Source organism: Thioclava sp. F36-7 (assembly GCF_002020075.1).
Lineage (GTDB): Bacteria > Pseudomonadota > Alphaproteobacteria > Rhodobacterales > Rhodobacteraceae > Thioclava > Thioclava sediminum.
Genome location: NZ_MPZR01000007.1, coordinates 123,515 through 140,109, shown reverse-complemented (window position 1 = coordinate 140,109; position 16,595 = coordinate 123,515). Strand labels below are relative to the sequence as shown.

The following is a 16,595-nucleotide window of genomic DNA, read 5'->3' as shown; positions in this document are numbered from 1 at the left end:
TCCTTGGGTAATGCGCGCAATCTGGCCTTTTGGGCGGTGCTGTTCCTGCTGATTTTAGCCCTGTTCAACCTTTTCGGTGATGGGCAATCTTCGATGAACTCGTCCCAAGCGACCTACTCGGAGTTCATGGACGCCGTCGATAAAGGCGAGGTGAAGAACGCCCGACTCGATGGCGAAGAGGTGCGCTACCAGCTCGCCGACGGCACAAGCTTCACCACCATCAAGCCGATGGAAGATCAGATCGCAGAGAAGCTGATCGACAAGGGCATCGCGGTGAGCGTCGTCAAACAACAGCAGTCGGGCTTCATGTCGCTGCTGGGTGTCTGGCTTCCCTTCCTCGTGCTGATCGGCATCTGGATCTTCTTCATGAACCGGATGCAGGGCGGCGGCAAAGGCGGCGCGATGGGCTTCGGCAAGTCCAAGGCGAAGCTCCTGACCGAGAAACATGGCCGCGTGACGTTCGACGACGTGGCGGGTATCGACGAGGCCAAGGAAGAACTCGAAGAGATCGTGGAATTCCTGCGCAACCCGCAGAAATTCTCGCGCCTCGGCGGCAAGATCCCGAAAGGCGCGCTGCTGGTTGGCCCTCCGGGTACCGGTAAGACGCTTCTGGCTCGCGCCATTGCGGGTGAGGCGGGCGTGCCCTTCTTCACCATTTCGGGCTCCGACTTCGTCGAGATGTTCGTGGGTGTCGGTGCATCCCGCGTCCGTGATATGTTCGAGCAGGCCAAGAAGAACGCGCCCTGTATCGTCTTCATCGACGAGATCGACGCGGTGGGCCGTGCCCGCGGTGTCGGCATCGGCGGCGGCAATGACGAGCGCGAACAGACCCTCAACCAGCTTCTGGTCGAGATGGACGGCTTCGAGGCCAATGAAGGCATTATCATCATCGCGGCGACGAACCGCAAAGACGTGCTCGACCCCGCGCTGCTGCGTCCGGGCCGCTTCGACCGTCAGATCCACGTCCCGAACCCCGACATCAAGGGCCGCGAGAAGATCCTGACGGTTCACTCGCGCAAGGTTCCGGTGGGGCCGGATGTCGACCTGCGCACCATCGCGCGCGGCACGCCGGGCTTCTCGGGCGCCGACCTGATGAACCTCGTGAACGAGGCTGCGCTGATGGCAGCCCGCGTCGGGCGTCGTTTCGTCTCGATGGAAGATTTCGAGAACGCGAAGGACAAGGTGATGCTGGGTGTCGAGCGCCGCTCGATGGTCCTCACCCCCGAGCAGAAGGAAATGACCGCCTATCACGAGGCCGGTCACGCCATCGTCGGCCTGTCGCTGCCGAAATGCGATCCGGTCTACAAGGCCACGATCATTCCGCGCGGTCAGGCCTTGGGTATGGTCGTCTCGCTGCCCGAGATGGACAAGCTCAACTACCACAAGGACGAGGCCAAGCAGAAGATCACCATGACCATGGCGGGCAAGGCGGCCGAGATCCTGAAATGGGGCGAAGAGCATGTCTCGAACGGCCCCGCGGGTGACATTCAGCAGGCGTCGGCGATCGCCCGCGCCATGGTGATGCGCTGGGGCATGTCCGAGAAGGTCGGCAATATCGACTATGCCGAGGCGCATGAGGGCTATCAGGGCAACACCGCCGGCTTCTCGGTCTCGACCAAGACGAAAGAGCTGATCGAGGAAGAGGTGCGCGGCCTGATCGAAGACGGCTACCAGGAGGCGCGCCGCATCCTGACCGAGCGGATCGAGGATTGGGAACGTTTGGCGCAAGGCCTTCTGGAATACGAAACCCTCACCGGCGACGAGATCAAGAAGGTCCTCTCCGGAGAGCCGCTGGGCGGTGACGACGACGACAGCTCCTCGGGGAGCCTGCCGTCGGTGACCGCGCTGCCCAAAACGTCCAAGAAGAAGGATCAGGGCGACGGCGGGGCGGAAACCACCCCCGAGCCTTCGGCCTGACCGCGAAGGTTCGCGAGAATGGTCACGCGTGACGCTTCAGTGCCGGGCGCAGCCGATTGGGACCCAGACGCTTATGCGCGGTTCCGCAATCTGAGGCTGCGCCCGGCACTCGACCTTCTGGCCCGGGTGCCGCAACTGCCCGAGCGCGGCAAGATCATCGATCTGGGCTGCGGCAACGGCGCGGTGGCCGAGGCGCTGAACCACCACTACCCCAAGCGCAAGATCGTGGGCGTCGACAATTCCGAGGCGATGCTGAAGCGCGCCGCGGCGACCGGCGCTTATCATCGCTGCGATCTGGTCGACATTTCCGAATGGACGCCCAACAAGCCGCCGGCGATGATCTTCTCCAACGCGGCGCTGCACTGGCTGCCCGATCACGCCGCGCTGTTTCCGCGTCTGGCCGGAGAGCTGCGCGAGGGCGGGGTATTGGCGGTGCAGATGCCCGCGCAGCATGGCGCGCCTTCGCATCGTATCCTGCGCGACCTGTCGCAGGAGATGTTCCCCGACCGGTTCAACTTCGCGGGCTGGGTGCCGCCCGTGGCCCCGGCGGTGGATTACGCGAAAATGCTGAGCCCCTTGGGCGAGGTCGATATCTGGCACACCGAATATCTGCAGGAGTTGCAGCCGACGCCGGGCGCGCATCCGGTCCGCCGCTTCACGGAAAGCACGGCGATGCGTCCTTTCCTGCGACTCCTAGGCGACACTGAAGCGCAGGTTCTCATCGAACGCTATGAAACCGCGCTCGAGACGGTTTATCCTCTGCGGGACGACGGCAGCGTCTTTTTCCCGTTCCGTCGTCTGTTTGTCGTCTTGTCAAAGAGGGGCTGATGGCCGCGCTGAAACCCACGCAATATCAAGGGGAGGTCGTCTGGCTCGGGCTGGTGACCACCGAGGGACAACTGACCTCGACCCCGGTCGAAGAGATCGACTTCACCTTCGACGGTCCCGTGGGAGAGCTGCATGGCGGGCGCACGCGTTCTTCCTGCTCGCGGGTGACCGATCAGCATCCCAAGGGCACCGAGATCGCCAATGTCCGCCAGCTGACGATCCTGTCGGCGGAGGAACTGGCCGAGACCGCTTTTGCGATGGGCGTTCCGGAGATCGATCCCTCCTGGGTCGGCGCGACGATCGTGCTGCGCGGCCTGCCGGATCTGACTCATATCCCGCCCTCGGCGCGGCTGCAGAACGAGACCGGGCTGACCTTCGTGGTGGATATGGAGAACCGTCCCTGCGTCCTGCCGGGCCGGGTGATCGAAGAGCACTATCCCGAGAAGGGCAAACGCTACAAACCGGCCGCCCAAGGTCGGCGCGGCGTCACCGCGTGGGTGGAGCGTCCCGGTCGTCTGGTCGTGGGCGAAACCCTGCGGCTGCATGTCCCCGATCAGCGCGCCTGGGAGCTGATGGACGAGGTCCGCTGAGGCGATTTAATCCCGCAACGGTCGCTTCTTTCCCTTTCGCTGCGCCGTCAAATGGCTACCCTCCCTCAGCAGGAGGACCCGATGACGAGTGACTTAGAGATTGCCCGTGCCGCGACGCTGCGCCCGATGCCGGAAATCGCGGCGAAGCTGGATATTCCCGAAGACGCGCTGATCCCCTATGGCCGCGACAAGGCGAAGCTGGAGGCGGAGTTCATCGCGGGTCTGGACGAGCGCGAGACCGGCAAGCTGATCCTCGTCACCGCGATCTCGCCGACCCCTGCGGGCGAGGGCAAGACCACCACGACAGTTGGCCTCGGCGACGGGCTCTCCCGGATCGGCAAGCGCGCCGCGATCTGCCTGCGCGAAGCTTCGCTCGGCCCCAATTTCGGGATGAAGGGCGGGGCCGCCGGGGGCGGCTACGCGCAGGTCGTGCCGATGGAGTCGATGAACCTCCATTTCACCGGCGATTTCCACGCGGTCGGCGCGGCGCATAACCTGCTCTCGGCGATGATCGACAACCACATCCACTGGGGCAACGCGCTCGAGATCGACGCGCGCCGGATCACGTGGCGGCGCGTGCTCGACATGAACGACCGGGCGCTGCGCGACATCGTCGTCAGCCTTGGCGGCGTCTCGAACGGCTTTCCGCGCCAGACCGGCTTCGACATTACCGTGGCCTCGGAGGTCATGGCCTGCCTCTGCCTCAGCCGCGATCTGACGGATCTGCAGGAGCGGCTGGGTCGGATCGTCGTAGGCTATCGGCGCGACCGCTCGCCCGTGACCTGCGCCGAGATCGGCGCGGATGGTGCGATGGTGGTGCTGCTGAAAGACGCGCTGCAGCCCAATCTCGTGCAGACGCTGGAGGGCACGCCCGCCTTCGTGCATGGCGGGCCCTTCGCCAATATCGCGCATGGCTGCAACTCGGTGATCGCGACGCAAAGCGCGCTGAAGCTGGCCGATTACGTCGTGACCGAAGCGGGCTTCGGGGCCGATCTGGGGGCGGAGAAGTTCTTCGACATCAAATGCCGCAAGGCCGGGCTGAGCCCGAATGCTGCGGTGGTCGTGGCGACGGTGCGGGCGCTGAAGATGAATGGCGGTGTCGCGAAAGCGGATCTCGGCGCGGAGAACGTGGCCGCCGTCGAGGCGGGGTGCGCCAATCTCGCGCGTCACATCGCGAATATGAAGAAATTCGGTGTGCCGGTCGTGGTCGCGATCAACCGCTTCACCGCCGATACCGAAGACGAGATCGCAGCAGTGCGCGCCGCCGCCGAAGCGCAGGGCGTGGAGGCGGTTCTGTGCACCCATTGGGCCGAAGGCGGCGCGGGGACCGAGGCGCTGGCGGAGAAGATCGTCGCGCTGACCGAGAGCCCGTCGCAATTCGCGCCGCTCTATCCCGATGACATGCCGCTGTTTGAGAAAATCGAAACCATCGCCACGCGCATCTACCACGCGAGCGACGTCTATGCCGATCAGAAGATCCTCAACCAGCTTCGCGACTGGGAGGCCGCGGGCTATGGCAACCTGCCGATCTGCGTGGCCAAGACGCAGTATTCCTTCAGCGCGGACCCGACGCTGCGCGGGGCGCCCTCGGGCCACACGCTGCCGATCCGCGAAGTGCGGCTCTCGGCGGGGGCGGGCTTCGTCGTGGTGATCTGCGGTGAAATCATGACCATGCCGGGCCTTCCCCGGCACCCGGCTGCGGAGACGATCGGCCTCGATGCCGAAGGCCGCATCACGGGTTTGTTCTAGGCGCGCGGTCTTGAGCTTGTTGGGCCAAGCTGCGATAGGGGGCGCGAGTGTTCCGGGAGCCTTGTCGATGAAATCTCCGTCAGACCTGCACACGATGGAAGAGCTGCGCGTCGCCATCGATGCGCTCGACCGGGAGCTGGTCGAGATGCTCGGTGCGCGCACCCGGCTGATCGCCCGTGCGGCGGAACTCAAACAGGGAAATGGCTGGCCCGCACGCATCCCCGACCGGGTCGAGGATGTGGTGGCAAAGGTACGCGCCGCCGCCGGTCCTGCCGGGCTCGATCCCGATCTCGCAGACCGCCTGTGGCGCGAGATGATCGAGCATTTCATCGCGCAGGAAGAACAGGTTCTGGGCAAGGGAGACCCCGATGAGCGCCACGATCATTGACGGAAAGGCGCTTGCGCAGGTCAAGCTGGACGAGACCTATGCCGAGGCACAGAGGCTTTCGGAGGCAGGCTGGGCGCCGCGCCTCGTCTCGATCTCGGTCGGCGATGTCGCAGCGGCCGAACTCTATGTGCGCAACCAGAAGAAATACGCCGAGAAAGCCGGCGTGGCCTTCGAGGTGCGCAACTACCCCGAGACGATCAGCCTCGAACAGCTTCAGGGCGTGCTGGCCGGTCTGAACGCCGATCCGCGCGTCAATGGCATCATCATCCAGCGCCCGCTGCCCGCGCATATCCCGGTCAAGGTTCTGCAGAAGGCCGTTCATCCGCTCAAGGACGTGGAGGGGATGCACCCCGCATCGATCGGCAACATCGTCTATAACGAGCTGGAACTGGGGCCCTGCACCGCCGTCGCGGCGGTGGAGATCCTGAAATCCCTGCCGCTCCAGACCGAAGGGCTCAATGTCTGTGTGATCGGCCACTCGGAGATCGTGGGCAAGCCGATCGCCTTCCTGATGATGGGGCTCGGCGCCACCGTCACCGTGTGCCACCACATGACGCGGCAGGTTTCGGTGCATTCGCGCGCCGCCGATGCCGTGTTCGTCGCGGTGGGCAAGCCGGGGCTGGTGCATGGCGAGATGCTCAAGCCCGGCGCGGCGCTGATCGATATCGGCATCAACCGGGTCGAGGGGCGCACCGTGGGCGACGCCGATTTCGACAGTTGCGCCGAGGTGGCGGGCTGGATCACGCCGGTGCCGGGCGGGGTGGGGCCGGTCACGGTCTCGACGCTGATGAACAACGCGGTCCGCGCGACCCGCATGCAGATGGACCATTACCGCACGACCTTCGCGGCGGCGGAGTGACGGAGGAATGAAATGACGGCGACGATCATCGACGGGAAGGCTTTCGCAGCGAGCGTGCGCGAGAAAGTGGCCGAGCATGTCACCCGGCTGCAAGAGGAACATGGCATCACGCCGGGCCTCGCGGTGGTTCTGGTGGGCGAAGACCCGGCCAGCCAGGTCTATGTCCGCAACAAGGGCAAGCAGACGCTCGAGGCTGGGATGAACTCCTACGAGCATAAGCTGCCCGTCGAGACCTCCGAGGCCGATCTGCTGGCTCTGGTCGAGAAGCTCAACGCCGATCCGGCGGTGCATGGCATCCTCGTGCAGCTGCCGTTGCCCGATCACATCGACGAGGAGAAGGTGATCAACTCGATCACCCCCGCGAAGGATGTCGATGGCTTCCATATCCTCAATGTCGGCCTTCTGGGCACCGGGCAGAAGTCGATGGTGCCCTGCACGCCGTTGGGCTGCCTGATGATGCTGCGCGACCAACTGGGCAGCCTCTCGGGGCTGAATGCCGTCGTGGTGGGCCGCTCGAACATCGTCGGCAAGCCGATGGCGCAGCTGCTGCTGCGCGACAGCTGCACCGTCACGATCGCTCATAGCCGCACCAAGGATCTCGCTGATGTCTGCCGGGGCGCCGATATCCTCGTGGCCGCCGTGGGTCGCCCGCGCATGATCCCGGGCGACTGGGTGAAGCCCGGCGCGACCGTGATCGATGTCGGTATCAACCGGATCGACGCGCCCGAGAAGGGCGAGGGCAAGACCCGGCTGGTGGGCGATGTCGATTTCGACAGCGCCAAGGAGGTTGCGGGCGCGATCACCCCGGTGCCGGGCGGCGTCGGTCCGATGACCATCGCGTGCCTTCTGGCCAACACCGTGACCGCGTGCTGCCGCGCGAACAATCTGCCCGAACCTGAGGGTTTGACTGCCTGACAAAGGTAGGTAAGGATTTCCACAGGTTGGGTGGGGTAAGCGGCCTTTGCCGTTGTCGGAACCGTAACGCTTGCGTTACCCAAGCGTCATTGGGGCGTGACGGCAATGGCAGGTTTCTGGAAAACATACTGGCGGGCGTTGAAGATCCCGGCTCTGCCGGTGATCTGGGTCGTGGCATCGCTATTCGGCATCGTCGCCGGACCGTTCAACACTCTCGAATCCATGTCGCTCGGTGCGCGCGTGATTTTCTGGCCGCTCAGTGTCGCGGTCGGCATCCTGATTGGCGCGGCGATCCGCATTTTTGTGCGGCGGAAGCTGGGTTTGCGCCGATTCCGTTACGAAGCGCCCACGCTTGCCGGCCTTTCCGCTCTGGTACTGACTGTGCCGCTTTACCTGCTCGTCCTGCTACTTGCGGCGAAGCCCAACTTCCGGGGGTTCGAGATCTTCCACATGGCGGGCTATATCCTCGGCCTCTCGATGGCAGGCTCGACCCTGCGGCACTGGATGGCGCCTCAGCAGGGGCGTCCGAAGCGGACGCAGGAGGCTTCAGTAGACGCTGCGCCGAATGAGACCCGCCGGGACGTGAAGGCAGCGGGTAAGGGGGCTCTGTCTTCGCCCACGCCGCGTTTGCTTTATCGGCTCGAGCCTGACCTACGCGCACCGCTGATCCGCCTCGCGGTGAATGACCACTATGTCGACGTGGTGACCGAGGCGGGGGAGACGAGCCTGCTGATCCGGCTTGCCGATGCGATTGCCGAGACCGAGGGCGCGCCGGGCCTGCAGGTCCACCGCTCGCATTGGGTGGCGCGAGATGCCGTGCGCGGCATGCGCAAGGAGAAGGGGCGCCTCTTCCTGCAGATGGCCGATGGCGAAGAGGTGCCTGTCTCGCGCACCTATCAGCCGCAGGTCGAGGCGGCGCGGTTCCGCGCGCCCGGTGCAGATGGGATGGCCGCCCAGTAACGCCCTTAGTGGACGATCACCTCGTCTCTGACGAACATGTTGTCCCAGGCGCGATCCACCAGTTCCGGCGTCATCTGATAGGGGATGCCCTCGAATTCGCAGATCGAGATCATCTGGTCGATCAGGAAGACCGGCTGATAATTCGCGTAGATATTGTCGATGGTGGGGTACTTCACCTTCAGCAGATGCAGCAGCGCCTTCTCGTCGAGCGGCATGTTGCGCTTCTTCGCCATCATCTGGAAAATCTTGAGATAGTCGGACTGGTTCGGCCCGTCGATCTTGATCTTGAAGAAGATACGACGCAGCGCCGCCTTATCGAAGATCTCGTTCGGGTGGAAGTTGGTCGAGAAGATCACGAGCGTGTCGAAAGGTACCTCGAATTTCTCGCCCGATTGCAGCGAGAGGATATCGCGGTTCTCTTCCAGCGGAACGATCCAGCGGTTCACCAGCTTCTGCGGCGGTTCGGCCTGACGGCCAAGGTCGTCCACGATGAACACCCCGCCAGCCGATTTGAACTGCAGCGGCGCGGTATAGGTGCGCGCAGTCGCATTGTATTTCAGGTCGAGCATGTCGAGCGAAAGTTCACCGCCGGTGATCACGGTCGGGCGCTCGCAATAGACGTAGCGCTGATCGAACTGCATCCCGCGCTTGCGCAGCGAGGTTGGGTCGTCTTCCTCGACCGGAACGGGGGTGTGTACGATCGGGTCGTAGACGGTGATGATCTGACCCGCATATTCGATGGCGCGGGGGATGAAGATATTGTCGCCGATCGCGTCGCGGATGCCGTTCGAGATCGAGGATTTCCCGTTGCCGGGCGGGCCGTACATCAGGATTGAGCGCCCCGAGGAGACCGCCGGGCCAAGTTGGCCGATCAGGTCGGGCGGCAGGATCAGGTGGCCCATCGCGCCCAGAAGCTGCTGGCGGGTCAGCTGGATGTTGCGGATCGACTGGCGCTTCACCTGTTCGCGATAGACGGTCAGCGGCACCGGCATTGCGCCGTAATATTCCGACTGCGCCAGCGCATCGAGCGCGCGCGCCTTGCCGGTGTCGGATAGCTGGAAGCCCATCTCGCCGCCGGAATTGGCGTGCAGCGTGCCCATCGCCTCCAACAGGCCCTGCTTGCGGCACATGTCGATCAGGTCCTGCACCATCGTCATCGGCAGGCAGACCAGCTTGGACAGCGCAGAGGCCGTGTCCGTATTGGTGCGGAACATCGTCTTGAGCAGGATGTCCCGCATCATCACGACGTTCAGCCCGGTTTCCTCCAGCGCGCGCGGCGGGGCCGGGGCGATGACGTTCGAGGTCATCATGTTCATCTGGCGCGTCCTCTCGGCTGTGCACCCCGCTTTGGTCCTGCGCGGGGGCTAAGATCGGTCCGGGCCAATCTTGCCGGTGATTGTGGCCAAATGTTGGAAAAACCGGGTAATCGCCGCGATACCCGATCGGGAGGCTGAACAATCAGCCCAGCGCCACGAGCAGCAGATACGCCCAGAGCGTGCCGACCAGCGCCAGCCCCATCGGGAAGTCCTTGCGCTTCCAGCTCACCCAATCGGGCGTGGCCTTCACCACGGCCGGGATTGCGCGAAAGATCCGGTGCGCGGCGAAGGCCGCGAGCAGGAAGGCGCAGAGCAGGAACATCGTCAGCTGCACGTCGAACAGCTCATGCGAGAAAAACGGCGCGGCGGCGGCTGCGAATTTCGCGTCGCCCGCACCGAAATGCGCGATCTGGTTCAGGATGTAACCGATCACGAAGACGACCAGCGCATGGCTCCACCGCCAGGCATAGACGTCGATCGGCAAGAGGAACGGCCCCGCGAAAGCGAAGATCACCAGAAGCGCCAGCACCGCCTTGTTGCGGATCTTCATGTATTTAAGGTCGGTGAAGACCACCCAGGCGCAAACCGGGGTGATCAGCACCAGAAAGATCAGCGCCGAAAGCGGCGGGGCGAGACCGAGCATCCTCTTAGCCTTTCAGCGCGCTCGACGATCCCTGATCGAGCGCCTTAAGCGCCCGGTCGGCCTCCGCGAAATACTGCGGATTGGTGTCGATCGCGTCTTGCAACAGCGTCTTGCCGATATTGACGTCGCCGCGCTTCACTGCGGCCAAACCCGCCGTATACAGAAGCTGCGCGCGCTCCGTCTGGGTCATGTCGATCACGGGCAGGTCGTATTTGCCCTGACTGGCCCGCGCGAGCACGAGGTTGTTCTTCGTGGTGAAGCGGGTCGGATCGTAGGTGAGCGCTTCCTTGAACAGCTTCTCGGCGCCTGCGGCATCGCCGCGGCTGAGCTTGGAGAAGCCCCAGTTGTTGTAGATGCCCGCGGGCTTCGTGGTCAGGCCCGCCGCGGTCTCGTAGAAGCTGTCGGCCTTCTTCCACTGTTTATCGCTATCGGCCACCATCGCTTCGAGGCGGTAGCGGTCATAGGTCTCATGGGTCGGCGGCACGGTGTTCAGCGTGGCCTTCGCCCCGGACCAGTCATTGGAGCGGATCTGCGCCTCGGCCAGCGACACGCGGTCGTCATTGGTCGCGCCCGGCATCGTGAGAACCTCTTGCCAGACCTTCACGGCCTGCACGGGCTTTTGCGCGCGCACCAGGGATTTCGCGAGGCCGCGCTTGGCGTCGATCCGATCGGGATGGTCGTTGGACAGCCGAGTGAAATAGGTCACGGCCTCGTTCGGATCGGCGACCGTCAGCATGATGTCGGTAAGGTTGGTCTCATCAACGGCATTCACGCTTTTCATCGCGCGGGCGACTTCGGCGTCGCTGTTATTGCCCATACAGCCGGAGAGAGTCATCGCGCAGCCAGCCAAGGCTGCCAGAAAGATCGGGTGGCGCATGTTACCTGCGTCCTTTTTGCTCGAGCCTCAGTGCTTCGTCAGCAGCAGGTAGTCACCGACCCCTTTCCTGACGAGCGTGAACTGCTTGTCCTGTGGCGCAGCGTAACCCGGCTCTTCTATTTTTGCGAGCGCCCGCTTGAGGTTTTGCTTGATCGCGTCCGATTGGCCACTGTCCAGCGCGAAGGCGAGTTTGAAGACGCGCGCGGCTTCGGCGTATTTGCCGCGCTCCATCAGAACGACGCCAAGGTTATTCCATGCCGGCACGAAGGTCTGATCGGCCTCGGTCGCACGGCGCAGCATCTGTTCGGCTTGGTTCAGGCGTCCCAGTTTCAGGTCGGCCGAACCGATGCCCGAGAGGATTTCCGCCGTCGCGCCATGCTGGCCCGCCGCGCGGTAATAGGCCTTGAGCGCAAGTTCGTATTCGCCCGCTTCCATCAGCCGATGACCGACGAGAAGCCCGTCGACTGCCTGCGCACCGGGTTTCGTGCCGGGGGCGAAAGCGCCCCGTTTCTCAGCCGAAAGGCCGCCCGGGTTGCAGGCGGCCAGTGTGCTTACTGTCAGCGCGGCCAGTATCAGGCCGCGGCGCTTTGGGGTCATACCGTCAAATGCCCATATTCCTGAAGTTCTCAAGCATATCATGGATCGACGGGCCAACAAGAATGATCAGAAGCGGCGGCACGGTGAACATCATCGTGCCCAGCGTCATCTTGGTCGGGATCTTGTTGGCGGCTTCCTCGGCGCGCATGATCCGCTTGTCGCGCATGTCGGCGGCATAGAGGCGCAGGGCCTCGGCGATCGAGGTGCCGAATTGCTGCGACTGGATCATCACGGTCACGAAGCTCGCGATATCCGGCACGCCCGAGCGTTCGCCGAAATTGCGCAGCACGGTCGACTTGTCGAGACCGGCCTTGATCTCGTGGGCGACCATCGCGAATTCCTCCGACAGGGCCGGGTAGGATTTATTCAGCTCTTTCGAAACCCGGATGATCCCCTGATCGAGAGATTGGCCAGCCTCGACGCAGACGAGCAGCATGTCGAGCGAGTCCGGGAAACCGTTCTGCATCTCGTCAGTGCGCGCTTTCACGCGCTTGTTCACCCAATATTTCGGGCCGTAATAGCCGACGCCGCCGGGGCCGAGCACCCAGAGCACCGTGCCCAGCATCCCCATGCTTTGCCCTTCGGGCGCGCCGGAGTTGTAGAGCACGACATAAAGCGAGCCGAGCGCGAGCAGGCCGATGCCCGCCGCGAACTGGACCGCGTGGAAGGTGCGCACGGCATTCGGGCCGCGATAGCCGGCAGATTGCAGCCATTTTCGCGACTCCGACAGTTCCTCGGCGTTTTGTGGCTCGAGGAAGGCCGAGTATTTCTGCAGCTTGTCGCTCTGGGTATCGCGCAGCTTCTGGTTCGTTTTGTCCGCGTTGCCGCCGGTATTCTGGCGCGGCTGGCGCGGGGCTTTCCCACGAATTTTGTCGAACGGATCCTCGCGCTTCTTCAGGAGCGCAGGGATCGCGGCGAGCACCAGAAGCCCGCCGAGCGCCGCCAGAGCGATCATCGGCCCCATCGGCCCGAGCGCATCGGTCAGCAGCTGGTTGATGGCAGCGAAATCCATTGGGCTCTCCTCAGACCTTGATGGTTGTCATGACCTTCATGAAGATCACGTTGGCGCCGAGCAGCAGGAACACCACGATGGCGGCCGGAATGAAGGCGGCAGTTGTTTTCACCTCGTCGTAATAATCGGGCGAGACGACCTGAATGATCACCATCACCACGACGGGGAAGGCCGACAGAAAGATGCCCGACCAGCGCGGCTCTGCGGTGATCGCTTTCACGCGACGGAACAGCCGGAAGCGCGAGCGGATGACTTTCGACAGGCCTTCGAGAACTTCGGCGAGGTTGCCGCCCGAGGTCTGCTGGATCGACACGGCGACCGCGAGGAAGCGCAGATCCTGCATATCCAGACGTTCGGCCATTTCCGAGATTGCCTCGGCCACGTTGCGCCCATAGGCGGCCTCATCGGCGATGATGCCGAACTCGGTGCCCATCGGATCGGGGATTTCGCGTGCAACCGCCTGAATCGCGGAGGCCAGCGGATGGCCCACGCGCAAGCTGCGCACCATCAGTTCCACCGCATCGGGAAGCTGTTCCTCCATCAGCGCCATGCGCTTCTTGGCCTTCGAGCTGACCCAGAAAAACACGCCGCCCACGCCCATGAAGAGCGCGAGGAAAATACGGATGAAGAGTCCCGCCTGCGAGGCCACCGTGAGCGCGATGAAAGCCGCGAAACAGGCGAAGGCCATGATGCCGATCAGGGCCATCGGCGAGAAGGCGATATTGCCCTTCTGCGCCTTGTCGGCCAGCAGCGAATAAAGCGGGATCGAGCGCGCGTCGTTATGCTGCGTCGCTTCCTTGCGCAGGCGTTCCAGCACCTCTTCGCGCCGCTCGCCCTTGTTGAGCATCTCGAGGCGGCGATTGACCCGCTTGTTGAGCGAGATCGACTTGCCGAAGAACAGTAGATAGACGCCTTCGACGAGCAGTAGCACTGCGACGAAGATCAGCAGGTAGATAATGGGGGTCGCCATGGCGGGGTGTCCTTAGTCCTGCACGGGTTCGTAGATCGAAGCCGGCAGGTCGTAGCCCCATTGCCGGAACCGATCGGAATAATGCGAGCGCACGCCGGTCGCGGTGAAGCGCCCGATGATCTTGCCGTCGGGGGCGAGGCCGAGACGCTCGTAGCGGAAGACTTCCTGCATCGAGATCACGTCGCCTTCCATGCCGGTGACTTCCGTCACCGAGACCATGCGGCGCGAGCCGTCCTGCAGGCGCGAGGCCTGCACGATAAGGTTCACAGCCGACGCGATCTGGCTGCGCATCGCCTTCATCGGCATCTCGATGCCCGACATCGAGATCATGTTTTCCAGACGCGCCACGCCGTCACGGGCGGAGTTCGCGTGGATCGTGGTCATCGACCCGTCGTGACCGGTGTTCATGGCCTGCAACATGTCGATCACTTCCTCGCCGCGCGTTTCGCCAACGATGATACGGTCGGGACGCATCCGCAGCGCGTTCCTGAGACAGTCGCGCTGCGTGACCGCGCCCTTGCCTTCGACGTTCGGCGGACGGCTTTCCATCCGGCCCACATGGGTCTGTTGCAGCTGAAGTTCGGCCGTGTCCTCGATCGTCAGAATGCGCTCGGCGTTGTCGATGAAGGACGACAGCGCGTTGAGCGTCGTCGTCTTACCCGAACCCGTCCCGCCCGAGACGATCACGTTGAGACGCGTCGCGACCGCGGCTTGCAGATAGGCCGCCATTTCCTCGGTGAAGGCGCCGTAATTGACGAGATCGTCGATCCCGAGCTTGTCCTTCTTGAACTTACGAATGGAGACGAGCGAGCCGTCCACCGCGATCGGCGGTACCATCGCGTTGAAACGCGAGCCGTCAGCGAGACGGGCGTCGACGTAAGGGTTGGATTCATCGACGCGACGACCCACGGCCGACACGATCTTGTCGATGATGCGCAGCAGGTGGCGTTCATCCTTGAAGGTGATGTCGCTCAGTTCGAGCTTGCCATCGCGTTCGATGAAGATCTGCTGCGGGCCGTTGACCAGAATATCGTTGACGGTCTCGTCCTTGAGCAGCGGCTCGAGCGGGCCGAGACCCATGACCTCGTCGTAAAGCTCCTGCTGCAGCGCCTGACGGTCCTGCGCGTTCAGCGCGACCGATAGCTCGGTCATCGCCTCGGCGGTGATGTCGGCGATCTCTGCGCGCAGTTCGCGTTCGGAGGCGTGCTCGAGCGCGGCAAGGTTCAGGTTCTCCAACAGCCGCTTGTGCAGCTCCACCTTGAGTTCCTGAAGGCGCTGCTTGCGCTTCTTCTCCTTGTCGACGGCCACCGGGTCGGCTGCGACCTTCGCGGGGCCCATCTTGCGATGGACCACCTGCGTTTTCGGCGCAGCGTCGATCGGCGGCGGCTTGGCGGCACCGGGCGCGGGCGGCGGGGGGGCGGCCTTGCCGTTGGTGGGCTTTGCCCCGTCTTTCTTGTAGCGCGAAAACATCTGGACGTGTCCTTTCGGGTCAGGCGGCCGCTTCGACGGCTTCGTTCAGCTCCACCAGCGAGCCGGCGAGCTTCTGGAATTCCTTGCGCAGCGGCACTTTCGGCGCCGAGAGCGCCAGCGGAAGCCCGTGGTCGTTGGCCTGCGTGATCTGCTTGCCGCCATCGCTCATCAGCAGTTCGAGCGAGATATCGAGGCTCTCGGCCAGTCGCTTCACGCGCGCCTTGCCGTTCAGATCGGTGAATTTCGGTGCGCGGTTGAGCACGTAGCGCAGCTTCTCGGTCGGCAGCCCTTCGGATTTCAGCGCGCGCTGCATCCGCAGCACGTTTTGGGCCGAGCGCATGTCCAGTTCGATCAGCGCGAAGTAGAGATGCGCCTTGTTCAGCACTGTCTCGGTCCAGCTGACCACGGTCGAGGGCATGTCGATCACGACGAAATCGTAATGCGCGCGCGCCATGTCGATCAGGCGCTCCAGATCCTCGCCGCTCAGCAGATCGAGCGGCAGCATGTCGGTCGGCGCGGTTAGCACATCGAGCTTGTCGTTGAAGCTAAGCATCGCCTGCCGGAAGGTTTCCTTATCCATATGCTCGGTATCGGCGAGCATCTCGTAGATCACCTCGCGGCGCGGCAGGTCGAGATAGGTCGCCGCAGCGCCGAATTGCAGGTCGAGATCGAGCAGGCAGACCTTCGGCGAGGTCGACGGCGCTTTCTTCTTCTTTTTGCCGTCGTGGATCGTCGCCATTTCCCAGGCGAGGTTCATCGCGAAGGTGCTCGCGCCGACACCGCCGGACAGGCCGTGGACCGGAAGAACGACACCATCATGGTTGCCGGTCGCCGCGAAGGTCGGGGCGTGCATGGGGGCCGACATCTCGGGTGGCGGAGCAGCTTGGCCCAGACGCTCGATCGCATCGTGCAGCGCACCTTCAGGAAGCGGGTAGGGGACGAAATCATCGGCCCCGAGGCGCAGCAGCTGATGCAGCGCGATCGGGCTGACCTCGTCGGCGATCAGGATGACGCGAATATTACGGTCCTTCGCCTCGGTGATGATGCCGGAGATCTTGGTCAGCTCATCCTCGTCTTCGCCATCCACGGCAATCGCGATGAACTCGAGGTGTTCCGCATCGGGTTGGCTCAGGAAGATTGCCGCTTCGTCAAAGGTAAGGTCGCCCCAGCTTTCACCAAGCTCGGTCTCCATATCCTCGATCAACAGGTCGAAATTCGACACATCGCGTGACACGGTGCACGCCTGAATCGGGGCCGGCTCCGAAGTCATGATAGCTGCTGCAGTCATTGCCTCTGTCCTCTTTTTCGTGACCCGCGGCGGGGTTCGGTTAACTCTGTTGCTACGCCGCAGACCGGACGCGACTCGCTGGACGCGCCTATTCCGTCGAGGATCAATCTCGTTTCCAATCTGGGCGACATTGGGGCCAGACTGTTTCAATTGTGGGATAAAGAGAGACGATAAAGAAAAACGGCGGGCTTTGTTGAAAGCGCCCGCCGTCAAAAG

General features: G+C 63.5%; 16 protein-coding genes. 8 read left to right on the top strand and 8 right to left on the bottom strand.

Annotated elements, in window-relative coordinates:
* Positions 1 to 3: 3 nt before the first annotated feature.
* The 8 genes from ftsH to BMI89_RS14235 all read left to right on the top strand — a co-directional run bounded on the left by ftsH (position 4) and on the right by BMI89_RS14235 (position 8,206).
* Positions 4 to 1,917: an ATP-dependent zinc metalloprotease FtsH gene (gene ftsH, locus BMI89_RS14270; protein WP_078571456.1), complete on the top strand. Its 1,914-nt coding sequence runs from the start codon at positions 4 to 6 to the stop codon at positions 1,915 to 1,917.
* 18 nt (positions 1,918 to 1,935) lie between these two features.
* Positions 1,936 to 2,745 (top strand): methyltransferase domain-containing protein, encoded by an 810-nt coding sequence (locus BMI89_RS14265; RefSeq protein ID WP_078571454.1) that lies wholly within the window; start codon positions 1,936 to 1,938, stop codon positions 2,743 to 2,745.
* Positions 2,745 to 3,335, top strand: coding sequence for a sulfurase (locus BMI89_RS14260; RefSeq protein WP_078571453.1), 591 nt, complete (start codon positions 2,745 to 2,747; stop codon positions 3,333 to 3,335). The genes BMI89_RS14265 and BMI89_RS14260 overlap by 1 nt, the downstream gene beginning before the upstream one ends.
* Positions 3,336 to 3,416: 81 nt before the next feature.
* Positions 3,417 to 5,084, top strand: a complete 1,668-nt coding sequence (locus tag BMI89_RS14255; protein ID WP_078571452.1) for a formate--tetrahydrofolate ligase — start codon at positions 3,417 to 3,419, stop codon at positions 5,082 to 5,084.
* Positions 5,085 to 5,151: 67 nt separating this feature from the next.
* Complete coding sequence (locus BMI89_RS14250; RefSeq protein WP_078521910.1) at positions 5,152 to 5,472, top strand: chorismate mutase; 321 nt, start codon at positions 5,152 to 5,154, stop codon at positions 5,470 to 5,472.
* Positions 5,453 to 6,331 carry a bifunctional 5,10-methylenetetrahydrofolate dehydrogenase/5,10-methenyltetrahydrofolate cyclohydrolase gene (locus BMI89_RS14245; protein WP_078521908.1) on the top strand — a complete coding sequence of 293 codons (879 nt, stop codon included), beginning with the start codon at positions 5,453 to 5,455 and terminating at the stop codon, positions 6,329 to 6,331. The genes BMI89_RS14250 and BMI89_RS14245 overlap by 20 nt, the downstream gene beginning before the upstream one ends.
* A 12-nt stretch (positions 6,332 to 6,343) precedes the next feature.
* A complete protein-coding gene (gene folD / locus BMI89_RS14240) occupies positions 6,344 to 7,246 on the top strand; it encodes a bifunctional methylenetetrahydrofolate dehydrogenase/methenyltetrahydrofolate cyclohydrolase FolD (protein WP_078545214.1) in 903 nt (300 codons plus the stop codon).
* A gap of 105 nt (positions 7,247 to 7,351) precedes the next feature.
* Positions 7,352 to 8,206, top strand: a complete 855-nt coding sequence (locus BMI89_RS14235; RefSeq protein ID WP_078571450.1) for a LytTR family DNA-binding domain-containing protein — start codon at positions 7,352 to 7,354, stop codon at positions 8,204 to 8,206.
* Between the two features lie 5 nt (positions 8,207 to 8,211).
* Here the strand turns inward: BMI89_RS14235 and BMI89_RS14230 are convergent, their stop codons facing one another.
* The 8 genes from BMI89_RS14230 to BMI89_RS14195 all read right to left on the bottom strand — a co-directional run bounded on the left by BMI89_RS14230 (position 8,212) and on the right by BMI89_RS14195 (position 16,379).
* Positions 8,212 to 9,522 carry an ATPase gene (locus BMI89_RS14230; protein ID WP_078521903.1) on the bottom strand — a complete coding sequence of 437 codons (1,311 nt, stop codon included), beginning with the start codon at positions 9,520 to 9,522 and terminating at the stop codon, positions 8,212 to 8,214.
* A gap of 142 nt (positions 9,523 to 9,664) precedes the next feature.
* Positions 9,665 to 10,165, bottom strand: a complete 501-nt coding sequence (locus tag BMI89_RS14225) for a prepilin peptidase (protein ID WP_078540242.1) — start codon at positions 10,163 to 10,165, stop codon at positions 9,665 to 9,667.
* 4 nt (positions 10,166 to 10,169) lie between these two features.
* Positions 10,170 to 11,042 carry a hypothetical protein gene (locus tag BMI89_RS14220; RefSeq protein ID WP_078521900.1) on the bottom strand — a complete coding sequence of 291 codons (873 nt, stop codon included), beginning with the start codon at positions 11,040 to 11,042 and terminating at the stop codon, positions 10,170 to 10,172.
* A gap of 27 nt (positions 11,043 to 11,069) precedes the next feature.
* A complete protein-coding gene (locus BMI89_RS14215) occupies positions 11,070 to 11,639 on the bottom strand; it encodes a tetratricopeptide repeat protein (RefSeq protein ID WP_078571449.1) in 570 nt (189 codons plus the stop codon).
* A 4-nt stretch (positions 11,640 to 11,643) separates the two neighbouring features.
* Positions 11,644 to 12,651 carry a type II secretion system F family protein gene (locus BMI89_RS14210; protein ID WP_078571448.1) on the bottom strand — a complete coding sequence of 336 codons (1,008 nt, stop codon included), beginning with the start codon at positions 12,649 to 12,651 and terminating at the stop codon, positions 11,644 to 11,646.
* A 10-nt stretch (positions 12,652 to 12,661) separates the two neighbouring features.
* Positions 12,662 to 13,621, bottom strand: a complete 960-nt coding sequence (locus BMI89_RS14205; protein WP_078521894.1) for a type II secretion system F family protein — start codon at positions 13,619 to 13,621, stop codon at positions 12,662 to 12,664.
* Positions 13,622 to 13,633: 12 nt separating this feature from the next.
* Positions 13,634 to 15,091, bottom strand: coding sequence for a CpaF family protein (locus BMI89_RS14200; protein WP_078571446.1), 1,458 nt, complete (start codon positions 15,089 to 15,091; stop codon positions 13,634 to 13,636).
* Between the two features lie 19 nt (positions 15,092 to 15,110).
* A complete protein-coding gene (locus BMI89_RS14195) occupies positions 15,111 to 16,379 on the bottom strand; it encodes an AAA family ATPase (protein WP_078571445.1) in 1,269 nt (422 codons plus the stop codon).
* Between the last annotated feature and the right edge of the window lie 216 nt (positions 16,380 to 16,595).

Excerpts from the sequence above, each read along its gene's own strand:
- BMI89_RS14205 (WP_078521894.1), bottom strand. The coding sequence starts at position 13,621 with ATGGCGACCCCCATTATCTACCTGCTGATCTTCGTCGCAGTGCTACTG.
- BMI89_RS14265 (WP_078571454.1), top strand. The coding sequence starts at position 1,936 with ATGGTCACGCGTGACGCTTCAGTGCCGGGCGCAGCCGATTGGGACCCA.
- BMI89_RS14250 (WP_078521910.1), top strand. The coding sequence starts at position 5,152 with ATGAAATCTCCGTCAGACCTGCACACGATGGAAGAGCTGCGCGTCGCC.
- BMI89_RS14210 (WP_078571448.1), bottom strand. The coding sequence starts at position 12,651 with ATGGATTTCGCTGCCATCAACCAGCTGCTGACCGATGCGCTCGGGCCG.
- folD (WP_078545214.1), top strand. The coding sequence starts at position 6,344 with ATGACGGCGACGATCATCGACGGGAAGGCTTTCGCAGCGAGCGTGCGC.
- BMI89_RS14215 (WP_078571449.1), bottom strand. The coding sequence starts at position 11,639 with ATGACCCCAAAGCGCCGCGGCCTGATACTGGCCGCGCTGACAGTAAGC.
- BMI89_RS14245 (WP_078521908.1), top strand. The coding sequence starts at position 5,453 with ATGAGCGCCACGATCATTGACGGAAAGGCGCTTGCGCAGGTCAAGCTG.
- BMI89_RS14200 (WP_078571446.1), bottom strand. The coding sequence starts at position 15,091 with ATGTTTTCGCGCTACAAGAAAGACGGGGCAAAGCCCACCAACGGCAAG.
- BMI89_RS14255 (WP_078571452.1), top strand. The coding sequence starts at position 3,417 with ATGACGAGTGACTTAGAGATTGCCCGTGCCGCGACGCTGCGCCCGATG.
- BMI89_RS14260 (WP_078571453.1), top strand. The coding sequence starts at position 2,745 with ATGGCCGCGCTGAAACCCACGCAATATCAAGGGGAGGTCGTCTGGCTC.
- BMI89_RS14230 (WP_078521903.1), bottom strand. The coding sequence starts at position 9,522 with ATGAACATGATGACCTCGAACGTCATCGCCCCGGCCCCGCCGCGCGCG.
- BMI89_RS14195 (WP_078571445.1), bottom strand. The coding sequence starts at position 16,379 with ATGACTGCAGCAGCTATCATGACTTCGGAGCCGGCCCCGATTCAGGCG.
- BMI89_RS14235 (WP_078571450.1), top strand. The coding sequence starts at position 7,352 with ATGGCAGGTTTCTGGAAAACATACTGGCGGGCGTTGAAGATCCCGGCT.
- BMI89_RS14225 (WP_078540242.1), bottom strand. The coding sequence starts at position 10,165 with ATGCTCGGTCTCGCCCCGCCGCTTTCGGCGCTGATCTTTCTGGTGCTG.
- BMI89_RS14220 (WP_078521900.1), bottom strand. The coding sequence starts at position 11,042 with ATGCGCCACCCGATCTTTCTGGCAGCCTTGGCTGGCTGCGCGATGACT.